Origin of the sequence: Staphylococcus epidermidis (assembly GCF_006742205.1) — a bacterium.
Lineage (GTDB): Bacteria > Bacillota > Bacilli > Staphylococcales > Staphylococcaceae > Staphylococcus > Staphylococcus epidermidis.
Window position 1 is genome coordinate 556,344 of the sequence record NZ_AP019721.1, and the last position, 18,430, is coordinate 574,773.

Sequence of the window (18,430 nt, forward strand, 5' to 3'; positions counted from 1 at the left end):
TGTTATAAGATGAACTTGAAAAGAGAAATACAAAATGATTAAATTTCTGACCTTTTATAAAGTTACATTGTGTTTTGTATTAAAAATTTATATTGATAAAAGGGGCATTAAAGTATGGCAAAACAAAAACTTGTAATGATTGGTAATGGTATGGCAGGTTTAAGAACGATAGAAGAGATTTTAGAACGTTCACAATCACAATTTGATATTACTATTATTGGGAAAGAACCTTATCCGAACTATAACAGAATTATGTTATCCAATATTTTACAGAAGAAAATGACCGTCGAAGATACAATTATGAATCCTTATGATTGGTATCAAGAGAATAATATTGAACTTATAAATAATGATCCAGTGGAAAAAGTTGATAAAGAAAACAAAATAGTTACTACTTCTAAAGGTATTGAAGTAGAGTATGACATTTGTATTTTCGCTACTGGATCAAAAGCTTTTGTATTACCTATACCAGGTTCAAATCTTCCTAGTGTCATTGGATGGCGAACAATTGATGATACAAATAAAATGATTGAAATTGCCCAAACGAAAAAACGCGCAGTTGTCATTGGTGGAGGTCTTCTAGGCTTAGAGTGTGCCAGAGGACTTCTAGATCAAGGAATGGAAGTGACAGTTCTTCATTTAGCTGATTGGCTCATGGAAATGCAATTGGATCGTAAAGCCGGAGAAATGCTTAAAGCGGATTTAGAAAAGCAAGGTATGAAGATTGAACTTCAAGCAAATTCTAAAGAAATCATTGGTGATAAAGATGTTGAAGCTATTAAATTAGCTGACGGTCGGGTGATTGAAACAGATTTAGTAGTTATGGCTGTTGGTATCAGACCTTATACTGAAGTTGCTAAAGATAGTGGATTAGATGTCAATAGAGGTATTGTTGTAAATGATTATATGCAAACATCTGATTCTCATATTTATGCAGTCGGTGAATGTGCCGAACATGATGGGAAAGTTTATGGATTGGTGGCGCCACTTTATGAACAAGGCAAAGTGCTAGCAGATTATTTAACTGGTAAAGAAACAAAAGGTTATAAAGGATCTACTACTTTCACTTCACTTAAAGTATCTGGTTGTGATTTATATAGTGCAGGGCAAATTGTTGAAGATGAAGATGTCCATGGTGTGGAAATTTTTAATAGTGTCGACAATATCTACAAAAAAGTGTATTTAAGTCAGGGTCAAGTCGTTGGTGCTGTCTTGTATGGTGATACTGATGATGGATCACGATTTTATAATATGATGAAAAAACATGAAACGCTTGAAGATTATACACTTGTTTCTTTATTGCATAAAGGTGATGAAGATGCGGGGACATCTATTGCTGATATGTCTGATGATGAAACGATTTGTGGATGTAATGGTGTTGATAAAGGAACAATCGTCAATGCTATTACAAGTAAAGGTTTAACGTCTGTAGATGAAGTGACTAAAGCAACAAAAGCAGGTAATTCATGTGGTAAGTGTAAAGGTCAAATCGGTGAGTTATTACAATATACATTAGGTGACGACTTTATTGCTGCAAAACCAACAGGTATTTGTCCATGTACTGATTTAACAAGAGACCAAATTGTAACTCAAATCAGGGCTAAAAATCTCAAATCATCAAAAGAAGTACGACACGTTCTTGATTTCAAAGATAAAGATGGTTGTCCTAAATGTCGACCTGCAATTAATTATTATTTAAATATGGTTTATCCTTTTGAACATCGAGACGAAAAAGATTCTCGCTTCGCTAATGAAAGATATCATGCAAATATACAAAATGATGGTACTTTCTCAGTGATTCCTCAAATGCGCGGTGGTGTTACAGATGCTGACCAACTCATTCGATTAGGAGAAGTTGCTAAAAAGTATAACGTACCACTTGTTAAAGTAACAGGTTCGCAACGTGTAGGTTTATATGGATTGAAGAAAGAAGAATTACCACAAGTTTGGAAAGATTTAGGAATGCGTTCTGCTTCTGCTTATGGTAAAAAGACGCGTTCTGTTAAAAGTTGCGTTGGTAAAGAGTTTTGTCGTTTTGGTACACAATACACAACTCGACTAGGAATAAGACTTGAAAAAACATTTGAATATATTGATACACCTCATAAATTTAAAATGGGAGTATCAGGTTGTCCGAGAAGTTGTGTAGAGTCTGGTGTTAAAGATTTTGGCGTCATATCTGTTGAAAATGGCTACCAAATATTTATCGGAGGTAATGGTGGTACTGATGTTACTGTAGGTAAATTGTTAACGACAGTTGAAACCGAAGATGAAGTGATTCAATTATGTGGTGCCCTCATGCAGTATTACAGAGAAACAGGTGTTTACGCTGAAAGAACAGCACCATGGTTAGAACGTATGGGCTTTGAAAATGTCAAGAATGTCTTATTAAATCAAGAAAAGCAAAAAGAACTGTATTTAAGAATTATGGAAGCCAAAAAAGCTGTTGAGAATGAACCATGGGAAACTATTGTTGAAAATAAAGAAGCACAAAAAATCTTTGAAGTTGAGAAGGTGTAAGAATGAAAGCTAAAGAAAAGATTAAAGTTACAACAATGAATGAAATGATTCCTCAAATAGGCAAAAAAGTAGTTGTAAACGAAAAAGAAATAGGTATTTTTCTCACAGATAATGGTGATTTATATGCCATTGGAAATATATGTCCACATAAAGAAGGACCGTTGTCTGAAGGGACTGTAAGTGGTGATTATGTTTACTGTCCGTTACACGATCAAAAAATAGCTTTAAAAACTGGAGAAGTACAACAACCTGATACAGGATGTGTAGAGACATACGAAGTAGAAGTTATTGATGGAGATATTTACTTATGTCTATAACTTATCCTGGCACAGTATATCTAATCGGTGCAGGACCAGGCAATCCAAACTTATTAACTAAAAAAGCTGAACGGTTAATTAGATCAGCTGACGTGATTTTATTTGATCGTCTCGTAAATCCTTTCATCTTACAGTATGCTTCTTCTCAAACAAAAGTGATCAATGTGGGAAAGAAACCTTATTGTAAACACATTCAACAAGAGGAGATTAATCAAAAAATTGTTGAAGCAGCTAATCAATATCAATGTGTGGTGAGACTAAAGGGAGGAGATCCTGCGATTTTTGGTAGAATTACAGAAGAAGTACAAACATTAGAAAATCATCATATTCATTACGAGATTGTCCCTGGTGTGACATCAGCAAGTGCTGCCGTAGCAACTATGAATATGGGATTAACGATGCGTTCTATCGCACCGAGTGTGACTTTCTCAACTGGTCATTTTAAAGATTCGGTTAATCACGATACGGATATTAGGAACTTGATTAATGGAGGCACTTTAGCTATTTATATGGGTGTGAAAAGATTAGGTCAAATTATTAAACAAATTGAATCATATACGAATGAAGACTACCCCATTGCAATAGTGTTTAATGCTTCCTGCTACAATGAAAAGATTGTTATAGGTCATTTAAGTACGATTGAAGAACAATTGGTTTCTCAACAACTAGAAGGTCATCCAGGCATATGCATTTTAGGTAATATACTTGATGACATTAATCGTACGTTATTGAATAATAATAAGAATGACAAGGGAAATCTATATTTAATCAAGGGAGATAAAGAACGTGCAATTGCAAAGGCTGAAACTTTATATGATGAAGGAATCCAATGTCTGATTGATTTTGACCATAGCTACCACATTTCTCAACAAAACGTGTATAACGAAATGATTAAACACAAGAGTATTAAAACAATATATGTATAAACATTTGGGTCTACAAGTTCATTATGAATTTGTAGGCCTTATTTTTTAGGGAATCTCTAACATCAATTAGGACATTCCCTAATATAATGGCTTTGTGAAAAAATGTACAATAAAGATAAGACACAATACCTATGCATTGAGAAAGGATATAACCTTGTATGGTGGGAGGATTAATAAAATGGGAAAATTTGGATTGAATTTCTTTAAACCGACAGAAAAGTTTAATGGAAATTGGTCGGTATTAGAGCATAAAAGTCGAGAATGGGAAAAGATGTATAGAGAAAGATGGAGCCACGACAAAGTTGTGAGAACGACGCATGGTGTTAACTGTACTGGATCATGTTCATGGAAAGTATTTGTCAAAAATGGCGTAATTACATGGGAAAATCAACAAATTGATTATCCAAGTTGTGGACCTGATATGCCAGAATTTGAGCCAAGAGGTTGTCCGAGAGGTGCATCATTTTCTTGGTATGAGTATAGTCCGTTAAGAGTTAAATATCCTTATATTAGAGGTAAATTATTAGATTTATGGACCGAAGCGCTTGAAGAACAAAAAGGAAACCGAATTGCGGCATGGGCATCCATCGTAGAAAATGAAAAAAAAGCCAAACAATATAAAGAAGCAAGAGGTAAAGGTGGACACGTCAGAGCAAATTGGAAAGATGCCACAGATATCATTGCAGCTCAAATTTTATACACCATAAAAAAAGATGGACCGGATCGTATTGCTGGATTTACTCCTATTCCTGCTATGTCGATGATTAGTTATGCTTCAGGAGCAAGATTTATTAATTTGTTAGGTGGAGAAATGTTAAGTTTTTACGATTGGTATGCTGATTTACCACCTGCATCTCCACAAATTTGGGGTGAGCAAACAGACGTGCCAGAATCCAGTGATTGGTACAACGCCTCATACATAATGATGTGGGGATCAAACGTTCCATTAACACGTACACCTGACGCACATTTTATGACTGAAGTTAGATATAAAGGGGCGAAAGTTATTTCAGTAGCACCTGATTATGCTGAGAATGTTAAGTTCGCCGATCATTGGCTTGCACCACATCCGGGGACAGATGCAGCGGTTGCACAAGCAATGACACATGTTATTTTACAGGAATATTATGAAAATCAACCGAATGATATGTTTATTAACTATGCTAAGCAATATTCTGATATGCCGTTTGTCATTATGTTAGATGAAGATGAGAATGGCTATAAAGCAGGTAGATTCTTGCGTGCTTCTGATTTAGGGATGTCAGGTGAAAATAATGAATGGAAGCCAGTTATTCAAGACAAATTGAGCCAACAATTACTTGTTCCTAATGGCACAATGGGGCAACGCTGGGAAGAAGGGAAAAAATGGAATTTGAAACTTGAAACAGAGGATGGTACACCAATTGATCCAATGTTATCAATGGTTGAAAGTGACTATCATGTTGAAACGATTCAATTTCCATATTTTGATAGCAGTGGTGATGGTATCTTTGAGAGACCTATTGCAACGAGAACTATTCAGTTAGCTAACGGAGAAGAAGTTAAAATTGCTACGGTTTATGATTTAATGACGAGTCAATATGGTGTTCAACGTTTTGAACACGAACTAGAAGCTACATCTTATGATGACGCATCTTCTAAATATACTCCCGCTTGGCAAGAACAAATTACAGGTATCAAAAAAGAATTAGTGACGAAAGTGGCAAAAGAATTTGCACAAAATGCTATTGATACTGGTGGACGCTCAATGATTATTATGGGGGCTGGTATCAACCATTGGTTTAACTCCGATACTATTTATCGTTCAATTCTTAACTTAGTACTATTGTGTGGTTGTCAAGGCGTTAACGGTGGTGGTTGGGCACACTATGTAGGACAAGAAAAATGTCGACCAATTGAAGGATGGAATACTATTGCATTCGCTAAAGATTGGCAAGGTCCTCCACGTTTACAAAATGGTACAAGTTGGTTCTATTTCGCTACAGATCAATGGAAGTATGAAGAATCAAATGTAGATAAATTAAAATCACCATTAGCTGAAAATATTAAGCATCAACATCCAGCTGATTACAATGTAACAGCTGCTCGTATGGGCTGGTTGCCTTCATATCCACAGTTTAATAAAAACAGTCTATTATTTGGTGAAGAGGCTAAAGATGAAGGTGATGATTCAAATGAAGCCATCTTACAAAAAGCGATTGAATCAGTTAAAAATAAAGATACACAATTTGCGATAGAAGATCCAGATTTAAGAAAAAACCATCCTAAAACATTATTTGTATGGAGATCTAATTTAATTTCTAGTTCAGCTAAAGGACAAGAATACTTTATGAAGCACTTGTTAGGTGCGCGCTCTGGTTTAATGGCAGAGCCAAATGAAGATGATAAACCAGAGGAAATTAAATGGCGCGAGGATACAGAAGGGAAACTTGATTTATTAGTATCACTTGATTTCAGAATGACTGCGACGCCATTATATTCAGATATCGTTTTACCTGCTGCAACTTGGTATGAAAAACATGATTTATCTTCTACAGACATGCATCCATTTATTCATCCATTTAACCCAGCGATTGACCCATTATGGGAATCGCGTTCGGACTGGGATATTTATAAAACTCTAAGTAAAGCTGTTTCAGAAATGGCGAAAGATTATCTTCCAGGTAAATTTAAAGATGTCGTAACTACACCATTAGGACATGATTCAAAACAAGAAATTTCAACTGAATACGGTATTGTAAAAGATTGGTCTAAAGGAGAAATTGAAGGTGTGCCAGGTAAAACAATGCCTAATTTTTCTATCGTAGAGCGAGACTATACACAAATTTACGATAAATTCGTTACTGTTGGTCCAAAACTAGAAAAAGGGAAAATAGGTGCTCATGGTGTGAGTTATAGCGTTAGTGAAGAGTACGAAGAACTTAAAAGTATAGTTGGAACTTGGAATGATGATAATACTATTTCAGTTAAAAATGATAGACCGAGAATAGATACAGCGAGAAAAGTAGCAGATGTCATTTTGAATATATCCTCTGCTACAAACGGCAAATTATCACAAAAGTCATATGAAGATTTAGAAAATCAAACAGGTATGGAACTTAAAGATATTTCTAAAGAACGTGCTTCTGAAAAGATATCATTCTTAAACATTACTTCTCAACCAAGAGAAGTGATTCCAACTGCAGTATTCCCTGGCTCTAATAAAGATGGAAGACGCTACTCACCGTTTACAACTAATGTTGAACGTTTAGTGCCATTTAGAACACTAACTGGACGTCAAAGTTATTATATAGATCATGAGGTATTCCAACAGTTTGGCGAAAGTTTACCGGTATATAAACCTACTTTACCTCCAATGGTATTTGGTGCTCGTGATAAAAAAGTTAAAGGTGGACAAGATACATTAGTGCTTCGATACCTTACACCTCATGGAAAATGGAATATTCATTCAACTTATCAAGATAATGAACGCATGTTGACGTTGTTTAGAGGTGGACCAGTTGTATGGATTTCAAATGAAGACGCAGCTGACCATGGTATTAATGATAACGACTGGTTAGAAGTATACAACAGAAACGGAGTTGTTACTGCCAGAGCTGTAACATCTCATCGTATGCCTAGAGGCACAATGTTTATGTATCATGCACAAGATAAACATATAGAGACACCTGGTTCTGAAATTACTGATACTCGTGGAGGTTCTCATAATGCACCTACTCGTATTCACTTGAAACCTACTCAATTAGTAGGAGGATATGCACAAATTAGTTATCACTTTAACTATTATGGACCAATTGGAAATCAAAGAGATGAGTATGTAGCTGTTAGAAAAATGAAGGAGGTCAATTGGCTTGAAGATTAAAGCGCAAGTTGCAATGGTATTGAATCTAGACAAATGTATTGGTTGTCATACTTGCAGTGTGACATGTAAAAACACATGGACAAATCGACCTGGTGCAGAATATATGTGGTTTAATAACGTAGAAACAAAACCGGGTGTAGGATATCCAAAAAGATGGGAAGACCAAGGACAATATAAAGGTGGTTGGGTGCTAAATAAAAAAGGAAAGCTTGAATTAAAATCTGGTAACAGATGGTCAAAAATTGCTTTAGGTAAAATCTTCTATAATCCAGACATGCCACTCATTCAAGATTATTATGAACCGTGGACATATAACTATGAACACTTAACCAATGCTAAACAAGGACAGCACTCTCCCGTGGCGACAGCTCACTCTTTAATTTCAGGTGATAGATTGAATCTTAAATGGGGGCCAAACTGGGAAGATGATTTAGCTGGAGGTCACATTACAGGACCAGAGGATCCAAATATTCAGAAAATAGAAGAAGATATTAAATTCCAATTCGATGAGACATTTATGATGTATTTACCAAGACTATGTGAACACTGTTTAAATCCAAGTTGCGTAGCATCTTGTCCATCAGGAGCTATGTATAAACGAGATGAGGATGGTATCGTACTCGTCGATCAAGAAGCCTGTCGAGGTTGGAGATACTGTATGACTGGATGTCCGTATAAAAAAGTATATTTTAACTGGAAAACGAATAAAGCTGAAAAATGTACATTTTGTTTCCCACGAATCGAAGCTGGTATGCCAACTGTTTGTTCCGAAACTTGTACAGGACGTATGAGATATTTAGGTGTTTTATTATATGACGCAGATCGCGTTCAAGAAGCGGCTTCAGCTAAAGATGAAAAAGACTTATACGAAAAACAATTAGACCTATTCCTTGATCCATTTGATGAGGAAGTCATTGCACAAGCTGAAAAAGATGGAATAAATCAAGAATGGATTACAGCAGCTCAAAACTCACCAGTGTATAAATTGGCAATAGAATATAAAATGGCCTTTCCATTGCATCCTGAATTTAGAACTATGCCGATGGTGTGGTATTGTCCACCTTTAAGTCCTATTATGAGTTATTTCGAAGGTGAAAATGCAGGTCAAAATCCAGATATGATTTTCCCAGCTATTGAGGAAATGCGTTTACCTATTCAATACTTAGCAAATTTATTAACTGCTGGCGACACAAAACCTGTTAAAGAGGGCTTACAAAAAATGGCGATGATGAGAAGTTATATGCGTTCTCAAATAACAAACCAACCTTTCGATACTTCTAAATTAGAACGATTAGGACTTACTGAAAGACAGATGACTGAAATGTATCGCTTACTAGGTATTGCTAAATATGAAGATCGTTTTGTTGTGCCTTCTTCCCATAAAGAAACATATTTAGATACTTATAAAGCGCAAGGAAGTCAAGGTTACGGTGGAGAGTACTTTGGCTCTAATTGTGAAGGTTGTGGTGTTGCAGTTCAATCAGGTAAAACTGGACAAGAAATTTATAATGAAAATTTCTATGGAGGGATCTTCCGTGATTAACCTTGAACAATTAAGTCTATACCAAGATAGCTTAGGCTATCTTGGTCAACAAATGAATTTTCCAGAAAAAATGACATTTCATCCAAAAATATTTGAAGAAACTATTTCTAAGTCTCACCCCGGCTACGAAGATTTGCTTGCATATAGAGAAGTCATGATGAATTATACTTTGTCAGAAATTAAAGCTATCTATACAGATACATTTGATTTTAGTAAAAAACACCCACTCTATATGACATTTAATAAATTTGACACGCAAAAGGAACGGGGTCAAATGCTAGCTAAATTAAAGGTTTTATACGAAATGTTTGGACTAAAAATGGTTGATAATGAATTATCTGATTTTCTCCCATTGATGCTACAGTTTTTGCAAGTTGCTGATTTTAAAAATGATAGTCGAGCACAGGAAAACCTTCAACTTGTCATTATGATTATTGAAGATGGTACGTATGAAATGGCAAATACCCTAGCTGAAAACAATAATCCCTATGCATATGTTGTCAGTGCATTAAGAAAAACGTTAAAAGCGTGTATCGTGCCTTTGAAAGAGGTGGAAAATCATGCTTAATCAATTTGTATGGGTTATTTATCCATATTTATGTTTAGCAATATTTGTTATTGGACATATCGCAAGATATAAATATGATCAATTTTCATGGACAGCAAAGTCGAGTGAAATGATTGAAAAGAAACGATTAAAATGGGGAAGTTTACTTTTTCATTTAGGTATTATTCCGGTATTCTTTGGTCATGTTGTGGGATTATTGATTCCCGCTAATTGGTTAGAGGCGATAGGAGTAAATAATCATATCTATCATATAGGTGCAGTTTATATAGGTAGTGTTTTTGGTATAATAACATTAATAGGAATGTTGTTGCTAACTTTAAGACGACTATCCATCAAAAACGTTAGACGATTAAGTTCATTTTCAGATATATTTGTGAATATCGTTTTGTTGATTATTTTAATAATGGGTTGTTATTCTACGCTTGTAACCAATGCGATTCAACCTGAATTTGATTATCGTCAAACCATTGCGATATGGTTTAGACATTTATTCATGTTTTCTCCAAATGCTGACTTAATGTTAAACGTGCCTTGGTCGTTTAAACTGCACATATTATTAGGGTTTACAGTGTTTGCGTGTTGGCCATTTACTCGTTTAGTACATGTTTGGAGTGTACCACTGTCATATATGAACAGAAGATATATTGTTTATCGCAAAAACAAAATTTAATTTATTATGAGGTGAAAGTGTGGAACCAGAATCTTTAAAACATAATCAACATTTACAAATGAATTTAGATAAGTTGAGAGCACAAGAGGGTTATGATTTTGGTGGTATCGCTTTATATGATTATCATCACACTTCATCACCAATTAAATGGCAATATGTTTCAGGTAACACAAATGATAGATATAAACTTATCATTTTGAGAAAGGGTAGAGGGCTTGCTGGAATGGTGATGAAAACCGGTAAGCGTATGGTTATTGCTGATGTAGATACAGCTTTATCTCCAGAAGAGAAAGTTAAATTTCCAATCATTCTTAGTGAGTCATTGACAGCTGTAGTTGCAGTCCCTTTATGGTTAGAAAATTCAATGTATGGCGTTTTATTATTAGGTCAAAGAAATCATCAGCCGTTACCTCAGTCATTGGACCAACTTAATATTGAAAAACAAATCGGTATTTTTACAGAAATAAACTAGGTGGTAAATATGTTGGAGCAAACTGATTTAAGTTTAGAGCAATTACTTAAGAATTATTATGAAACCACGAACGAGAAAATTGTATTTGTTAATAGACAAGGCAAAATTATTGCTATGAATGACGCAGCAAAAGATATTTTAACTGAGGAAGATAATTATAATGCTATGACAAATGCGATTTGTCATCGATGCGAAGGATACTCTAATGAATATGATGTACAATCGTGTAAAGATTGTTTTTTAGAGACAACGCAATTACAACATTCCAATTTCCAAGTATTTATGAAGACAAAAGATAATGAAATTAAGCCTTTTACAGCTATGTATCAAAATATTGATGAACAAAGAGGTATTAGTGCATTTACCTTACAGAATGTGGCGCCTCAGATTGAAAGGCAAGAAAAAATGTATCAACAAAAAATGTTACATCGTTCAATTCAAGCACAAGAAAATGAACGAAAGCGTATTTCTAGAGAATTACATGATAGTGTAATACAGGATATGCTCAATATAGATGTTGAACTAAGGCTTTTGAAGTATAAGCACAGGGATAAGGTGTTAGCTGAAACATCTCAACGTATAGAAGGCTTATTATCACAGCTTATTGATGATATTAGAAATATGTCTGTTGAATTAAGACCTTCTTCTCTCGACGATTTAGGCATTGAAGCAGCTTTTAAATCATATTTTAAACAGTTTGAAGAAAATTATGGTATGCATATTAAATATGATTCGAACATTAAAGGCATGCGTTTTGATAATGAAATTGAAACAGTTGTGTATCGTGTAGTTCAAGAGGGTGTATTTAATGCTCTAAAATATGCTGAGGTTAATGAAATTGAGGTAAGTACGCATAGTGATGGCAAGCAGCTTGTAGCAGAGGTTGTGGATCGAGGTAAAGGGTTTAGTTTAGATCATCACCCTAAAGGCTCTGGACTTGGATTGTACGGAATGAGAGAACGTGCAGAATTAGTTAACGGTCATGTTAATATAGAGACACATATTAATAGAGGTACTATAATTACATTAGATATACCGATTTAAGTTGATGATGTAAGTTGGGGGAATTGAAGTGAAAATAGTTATAGCGGATGACCATGCAGTTGTTAGGACAGGATTTTCAATGATATTAAATTATCAAGAAGATATGGAAGTTGTTGCAACTGCAGCTGACGGGGTTGAAGCTTATCAAAAAGTGTTAGAACATCGACCAGATGTTTTAATTTTAGATTTGAGCATGCCGCCAGGAGAGTCAGGCTTAATCGCAACCAGTAAAATTTCTGAAAGTTTTCCTGATACTAAAATTTTAATACTTACGATGTTTGATGACGAAGAATATTTATTTCATGTGTTAAAAAGTGGTGCTAAAGGATACATTTTAAAAAATTCACCTGATGAGCAATTAATATTGGCCGTACGTACAGTATATCAAGGTGAAACTTATGTTGATATGAAATTGACGACGTCTTTAGTCAATGAGTTTGTCAATCAATCACAAACGGATGAAGTGTCATCATCTTCAGATCCATTTAAAATTTTATCGAAACGAGAGTTAGAAATATTACCTCTTATAGCAAAAGGCTATGGCAATAAAGATATTGCAGAAAAGTTGTTTGTATCGGTGAAAACGGTAGAGGCACATAAAACGCATATTATGACGAAACTAAATTTAAAGAGTAAACCTGAATTAGTTGAATATGCCTTAAAGAAAAAATTATTAGAATTTTAAATGTATATCATGATTGATTATTAGGGCTTACTTAGTCTATGACTAAGTAGTCCTTTTTTTGTACCTTTATATAGGGAAAAATAAAAGTAAAATCAGGGTATGTCCTTATGTTCATATTTTCACAAACATATTAAAATGAATTTGTGATTGGTACTTTGTTTATAATTTTGTTTTATATTATTAATTTTGACCTCTTATTAAGCTCTCACAAAGTACCAATACACCTTATAATTAAATCAGATGAAGGTGAATTAAAATGAACATGAAAAAGGGTGTTTCTCAGCTTACGTTACAGACATTGAGTTTGGTCGCAGGCTTTATGGCATGGAGTATCATTTCTCCATTAATGCCATTTATTTCACAAGATGTTGATATTTCTCCAGGACAAATATCTGTCATTTTAGCTATTCCTGTTATTTTAGGTTCTGTACTACGTGTACCATTTGGGTACTTAACTAACATTGTAGGAGCGAAATGGGTGTTTTTCTGGAGTTTTATTGTACTATTACTTCCAATTTTTCTTTTAGGTCAAGCTCAATCACCCGGTATGCTAATGTTATCAGGATTCTTTCTAGGAATTGGTGGCGCAATTTTTTCAGTAGGTGTTACTTCAGTACCTAAATACTTTTCAAAAGACAAAGTTGGTTTAGCAAATGGTATATATGGTGTAGGTAATATTGGTACTGCAGTTTCATCATTTTGTGCCCCAGTGTTAGCAGGTGCAATTGGCTGGCAAAATACAGTTCGTAGTTATTTAATTATTCTAAGTATATTTGCAATTTTAATGTTTTTTTTAGGAGATAAAAATGAGCCGAAAGTGAAGATTCCTTTGATGGCTCAAGTCAAAGACCTATCTAAGAATTATAAGTTGTATTATTTAAGTTTGTGGTATTTTATTACTTTTGGAGCTTTTGTGGCTTTTGGGATTTTTTTACCGAACTTTCTAGTTGATCATTTTAGTATTGATAAAGTGGATGCAGGTATTCGTTCAGGTATATTTATAGCACTAGCGACGTTCTTAAGACCGGTTGGTGGTGTTATAGGTGATAAATTTAATGCAGTACAAGCGCTTATCATCGACTTCGTGATAATGATTATTGGTGCGCTTATATTAAGCTTATCTAGTCATATTGTTCTGTTTACGATAGGCTGTTTAGCAATTAGTATCTGTGCAGGTATAGGTAATGGTTTAATATTTAAATTAGTACCTTCATACTTTTCTAAAGAAGCAGGTTCAGCGAATGGTATTGTATCCATGATGGGAGGACTAGGCGGTTTCTTCCCACCACTGGTGATTACTTTTGTAACGAGTATCACTGGTTCAAGTCATCTCGCTTTCTTCTTCTTGGCTATATTTGGTGTAATTGCTCTTATTACAATGATTCATTTAAATAAAAAAGAAAAAGCTATTCGTATATAAATAAAAATTGTGTCCTAAGGTGAGCATTAAAGTGTGTTCAAATTAGGGCACATTTTTGTTTAATATCAAAATAAAATATTCAAAAAATTTTGCTATTTTTCGTTTCATTAAAATGAAATAACTAACAGTCAGTTTTCATACACATACTGAACCAAAGACTATCAATGAATTAGGAAACAATCATCCTTTCAAGACATTGGCAGTCGATAGATCATTTTAAAAAATACGTATATCTTAATGTTTTAACATAATTCCATGTTGTCATATATGTGAATAACTGATTTTACAATCACACCCTCTACTTTCATTAAAATAGCTATACAATTGCTTCTTTCAACCTCCATTATATGAAGGGAAACAAACAACACACATCTTGATAGTCTATTTAAATACCACCTTAATTCACATTTTTAGATGTTAAAATGGATAATTATTAAAATATCTATAATCATTCATTAATGGTCTTTACAATGCTTGTAATTAATAGAGTATAGATAAAGTGATGTAACTTGCAAAAAAAGAGGTATTTAGATAAGTTTAGTAGGAATTAGGTGCAAAAAAATATACTGACTGTACGAGAGAATAAGACAAAAGCTTACTTTAGACATACTATTACTATTAAATTGTATCGCTATTGCTAAAGTTGAAAGTTTTGTTGTATTTGTATTTAAAAAGCTTACTTTTGTCTCTAGTCTCTATAAGTATCACTTTTCCACTGTTTTATCAAAATTTTTCGTTACAAAATTTTGCAAGTCTTCAACTAAATTTTGGGTTTCTTCTTGAGTAATATTAAATTCATTAAAAACACTTTGTGAAATATCAGATAGAACATTTTGAATATCCTTGCCACGTTCTGTTAAAGAAATTTGAAGGTTCCGTTCATCTTGTTCTTCACGAGTTCGAATGACATAATTCTTTTTCTCTAATTTTTTTAATAATGGTGTCAGCGTGCCAGAATCCAAGAAGACTCTTTCGCCTAGTTTTTTAATGTTAAGTTTCTCATCATCTTCTATCGCCATTAATACAATATAACCTGTGTATGTAAGACCATACTCTTTTAGGTAATCTGTATATTTTTTGATGATTTCTTTAGAGGAAACATAAAATAAAAAACATAATTGTTTGCTCAAATAACTATTCTCTACATACATTTAATCACTCCTTGTTAAGGTAACAATATTATGAAGCGTATCACTTGTCAAGTATTGATCTCATCACTATAATTCAAATTGCTTTAAATTAAATTTATCAAATATTTGAATGAGTTTAATTTGATAATAAAACAATTTTTTAAAAAATGGAGGAGTACGAAAATTGACACGTATAAATGATTTTAACGAAGTGCTTAACAGTAGAAAATCAGTAAAGGTATTTGATGAGAATTATAAAATTCCTCGAGAAGAAATGGATGAAATCATTACTAAAGCAACTAAAGCACCATCATCGGTTAATATGCAACCATGGAGAATTGCTGTTGTAGAAAGTGATGAAATGAAAGAAAAAGTTAAAGAATCATTTGGATTCAATTCCAGACAGTTAACAACATCCTCAGCTATGTTAATTATTTTTGGAGATTTACAAAACTACGAAAAAGCTGAACAGATTTATGGCGATGCTGTAGAACAACAATTGATGACAGAAGATATCAAAGCACAACTGTTAGATTGGATATTACCCTATTATAAAAACTTATCTAGAGAAGGCATGAAAGATATTGTGAATATAGATAGTAGTTTAATGGCAATGCAATTAATGCTTACAGCGAAAGCTCATGGATACGATACAAACCCTATTGGCGGCTTCGATAAAGAAAATATTGCGGATATTATCGGTTATGATTCTGACAGATATCTGCCAGTTTTAGCGATTGCTATAGGTAAAAAAGCACAAGATGCACACGATTCAGTGAGACTTCGAATTGATGATGTAAGGGAGTTTTTATAAAACTTCTCAAAATTTTCACATTTACAAACGAACATTTTGTTACAATTTAACTAAATCTTTCTTTTCTATACGAATTAATCGTTTATAATTGTGTGTGATAAGATAAAAGGAGTTTCTATAATAATGAGTAAGAAACAGGTTATTTTTAGGGTAATCATTATTTTGATTATCTCTCTAATATTAGCAATTGCATTTTTCTTTGGACTCAAAGCTTATCAAGGTCATAAAAATCTTGAACTGATTGATAGCTATATGAGCGACCATCATCTTAATGATAAAGTGAAAAAAGACAAAACATCATATAGCACTAAAAAGGGGCTATACTATAAAGAAGTCGTTTTCAAAGATGAACCTAACGTGACATATGTGATTCAACCTATCAGTACTTCAAAAGGAATATTCATTGAAGGTTTTGATAGCGAAACGAAGAAAAGTATTAAAAAAGCAAAACATAGTGATTTTGATCAAAAATATAAACCTTCTAAATAAAGGATTAACACACAGTTTTATTTAAACATAGAACTGTGTGTTTTTAGTGTTGTTTTTAATAGGAAGAAATGCAGCATGCATGTATTTTTAATAAAAAAATTATATAGCTATTTTGATATTATCTGATATAATTAAGTGATGTCAGATGAAGGGGAGTTTGCATAATGGCTCTATTCAAGAAAAAAATAAGTCTACCAACGCAAGTAATTATTGCTTTGGTACTCGGTGTCATCGCTGGTCTATTACTATATGGACAAGATGATGTTGCAAATTATATTAAGCCATTTGGTGATGTGTTCTTAAATTTAATTAAGATGATCATCATTCCGATTGTATTTTGTTCATTAGCCTTATCTATTTCAAATTTAGGGGATTCTAAAAAGGTAGGAAGCTATGGATGGAAAGCAATCCTTTATTTTGAGATTATTACAACTATCGCTATAGGTTTAGGTCTTATCATTGGTAATCTATTCAAACCAGGTTCAGGTCTAGATCCAGATAAATTACCTAAAGGCGATATTACTAAATATCAATCATCTGCACATTCAGCAGAACAAGCGACTACTTATGGTAATCATCTTATAGATACATTAGTTCATATTGTGCCAACGAATTTATTTGAATCTATGGCAAAAGGTGAGTTATTACCGATTATCTTTTTCGCAGTATTTTTTGGATTAGGATTAGCTGCGATAGGAGAAAAAGCAGAACCCGTTAAAGGATTCTTAAATGGTACTTTAGAAGCTGTATTTTGGATGATCAATAAAATTTTAAAATTAGCTCCAATTGGAGTATTTGCATTTATCTGTACGACAGTAATGACTTTTGGTGCTTCTGCATTAATTCCATTATTTAAATTATTAGTTGTTGTAGTATTTGCTATGGTTTTCTTTGTTATTGTAGTATTAGGAATTGTTGCAAGAATGGTTGGAATAAGTATTTTTTCAATCATGAAGATACTTAAAAGTGAATTGTTACTTGCCTTTTCTACTTCAAGTTCAGAAGCAGTATTGCCGATTATGATGAAGAAAATGGAACGCTTTGGTTCGCCAAAAGATGTTACTTCATTTGTTATTCCTATCGGTTATTCATTTAATTTAGATGGCTCAGCTTTATATCAATCTATAGCTGCTTTATTTGTTGCTCAAATGTATGATATACATTTATCATTAACTGAACAACTTGTATTAATGGCCACACTTATGATTGCTTCAAAAGGTATGGCTGGGGTGCCAGGCGTATCTATTGTAGTTTTATTAACAACATTAACTTCTATGAACATAACAGCACAAGGTCTTGCTTTAATTATTGGTATTGATCGTTTATTAGATATGGTTCGTACATGTGTTAATGTTATTGGTAATGCACTATCAACAGTTGTTATTGCTAAGTGGGAAAACGTCTATGATAAAGAGAAAGGTCAAAACTACTTAAATTCAATTTAAAAAATTTATATATCTGACATTTTAGAGCCACTTACAATCTATGATTGTTAGTGGCTCTTATGCATTTTTGAAAAAATGTAAATTTAAAAAGCACAAAAATGATTTTTTAGTTTAAAATCATCTTTGTGCTAAATTGTTCTAATTTAAATGCAAGTTTTAATACTTCTACATTCCGTGTTTCATATTACCCATATCATGGATTTTTGACATTAAACCATGAGGTACGTCATCGTGATTAACTTTCTTAACTTTAGTAATTTTTCCAGTTTTTTCATCTTTAAAGAGCATCACAAAATCTTCTTTTTTAACTGATACATTAGCATCTTTAGGTAATTCTACGTTTTTTTCAATTTTTTCATTTTTAGTATTTATCATTTTATCAATAGTCGTGCTATCTTTCATAATACCGTAGTATGATTCTTTCTTACCACCCACGAACATCATGATTACTAGTACAATACAAACGATAATCATAATTGTGATAAGACCTATGCCTAATCCTTTTTTATTTTTCATTATTGAAAA

16 protein-coding genes are annotated in these 18,430 nt (G+C 33.3%); 14 read left to right on the plus strand and 2 right to left on the minus strand.

From position 1 onward, the window contains the following. Window positions 1-114 precede the first annotated feature (114 nt). The 11 genes from nirB (at window position 115) to FNL83_RS02630 (ending at window position 14,027) form a co-directional block, all read left to right on the plus strand. Window positions 115-2,520 (plus strand): nitrite reductase large subunit NirB, encoded by a 2,406-nt coding sequence (gene nirB, locus FNL83_RS02580; RefSeq protein WP_002438309.1) that lies wholly within the window; start codon window positions 115-117, stop codon window positions 2,518-2,520. Window positions 2,521-2,522: 2 nt separating this feature from the next. After that, window positions 2,523-2,837, plus strand: coding sequence for a nitrite reductase small subunit NirD (gene nirD, locus FNL83_RS02585; protein ID WP_002438311.1), 315 nt, complete (start codon window positions 2,523-2,525; stop codon window positions 2,835-2,837). After that, window positions 2,828-3,763, plus strand: a complete 936-nt coding sequence (cobA, locus tag FNL83_RS02590) for a uroporphyrinogen-III C-methyltransferase (RefSeq protein ID WP_002438313.1) — start codon at window positions 2,828-2,830, stop codon at window positions 3,761-3,763. Before nirD ends, cobA begins: the two co-directional genes overlap by 10 nt. A 178-nt stretch (window positions 3,764-3,941) precedes the next feature. Next, complete coding sequence (locus tag FNL83_RS02595) at window positions 3,942-7,625, plus strand: nitrate reductase subunit alpha (RefSeq protein ID WP_002486064.1); 3,684 nt, start codon at window positions 3,942-3,944, stop codon at window positions 7,623-7,625. After that, window positions 7,615-9,168 (plus strand): nitrate reductase subunit beta, encoded by a 1,554-nt coding sequence (gene narH / locus FNL83_RS02600; protein ID WP_002438317.1) that lies wholly within the window; start codon window positions 7,615-7,617, stop codon window positions 9,166-9,168. Before FNL83_RS02595 ends, narH begins: the two co-directional genes overlap by 11 nt. Beyond that, window positions 9,161-9,736 (plus strand): nitrate reductase molybdenum cofactor assembly chaperone, encoded by a 576-nt coding sequence (gene narJ, locus FNL83_RS02605; protein ID WP_002456058.1) that lies wholly within the window; start codon window positions 9,161-9,163, stop codon window positions 9,734-9,736. Before narH ends, narJ begins: the two co-directional genes overlap by 8 nt. Beyond that, the gene (gene narI / locus FNL83_RS02610) at window positions 9,729-10,406 is read left to right on the plus strand and encodes a respiratory nitrate reductase subunit gamma (RefSeq protein WP_002438321.1); all 678 of its coding nucleotides are present in this window, start codon (window positions 9,729-9,731) and stop codon (window positions 10,404-10,406) included. The genes narJ and narI overlap by 8 nt, the downstream gene beginning before the upstream one ends. Window positions 10,407-10,425: 19 nt before the next feature. Then, window positions 10,426-10,878, plus strand: a complete 453-nt coding sequence (gene nreA / locus FNL83_RS02615) for a nitrate respiration regulation accessory nitrate sensor NreA (RefSeq protein ID WP_001831592.1) — start codon at window positions 10,426-10,428, stop codon at window positions 10,876-10,878. Between the two features lie 9 nt (window positions 10,879-10,887). Continuing rightward, complete coding sequence (locus FNL83_RS02620; protein WP_002456059.1) at window positions 10,888-11,922, plus strand: sensor histidine kinase; 1,035 nt, start codon at window positions 10,888-10,890, stop codon at window positions 11,920-11,922. A 28-nt stretch (window positions 11,923-11,950) separates the two neighbouring features. Further along, a complete protein-coding gene (gene nreC / locus FNL83_RS02625; protein WP_002438326.1) occupies window positions 11,951-12,607 on the plus strand; it encodes a nitrate respiration regulation response regulator NreC in 657 nt (218 codons plus the stop codon). Window positions 12,608-12,863: 256 nt separating this feature from the next. Continuing rightward, window positions 12,864-14,027 (plus strand): nitrate/nitrite transporter, encoded by a 1,164-nt coding sequence (locus tag FNL83_RS02630; protein WP_002470210.1) that lies wholly within the window; start codon window positions 12,864-12,866, stop codon window positions 14,025-14,027. Window positions 14,028-14,731: 704 nt separating this feature from the next. Here FNL83_RS02630 and FNL83_RS02635 read toward each other — a convergent pair. Next, window positions 14,732-15,178, minus strand: coding sequence for a MarR family winged helix-turn-helix transcriptional regulator (locus FNL83_RS02635; RefSeq protein ID WP_002438330.1), 447 nt, complete (start codon window positions 15,176-15,178; stop codon window positions 14,732-14,734). Between the two features lie 163 nt (window positions 15,179-15,341). On the opposite strand from FNL83_RS02635, the gene FNL83_RS02640 reads away from it, so the two are divergent. From FNL83_RS02640 to FNL83_RS02650, 3 genes are all read left to right on the plus strand, one after another. Then, the gene (locus FNL83_RS02640; RefSeq protein ID WP_002438333.1) at window positions 15,342-15,971 is read left to right on the plus strand and encodes a nitroreductase family protein; all 630 of its coding nucleotides are present in this window, start codon (window positions 15,342-15,344) and stop codon (window positions 15,969-15,971) included. A gap of 123 nt (window positions 15,972-16,094) precedes the next feature. Continuing rightward, the gene (locus tag FNL83_RS02645; RefSeq protein WP_001831482.1) at window positions 16,095-16,460 is read left to right on the plus strand and encodes a DUF3139 domain-containing protein; all 366 of its coding nucleotides are present in this window, start codon (window positions 16,095-16,097) and stop codon (window positions 16,458-16,460) included. Between the two features lie 164 nt (window positions 16,461-16,624). After that, window positions 16,625-17,905 (plus strand): dicarboxylate/amino acid:cation symporter, encoded by a 1,281-nt coding sequence (locus FNL83_RS02650; RefSeq protein ID WP_002456060.1) that lies wholly within the window; start codon window positions 16,625-16,627, stop codon window positions 17,903-17,905. A gap of 165 nt (window positions 17,906-18,070) precedes the next feature. On the opposite strand, the gene FNL83_RS02655 is transcribed toward FNL83_RS02650, so the two are convergent. Beyond that, window positions 18,071-18,421 (minus strand): DUF4889 domain-containing protein, encoded by a 351-nt coding sequence (locus FNL83_RS02655; RefSeq protein WP_002438338.1) that lies wholly within the window; start codon window positions 18,419-18,421, stop codon window positions 18,071-18,073. Window positions 18,422-18,430: the final 9 nt, after the last annotated feature.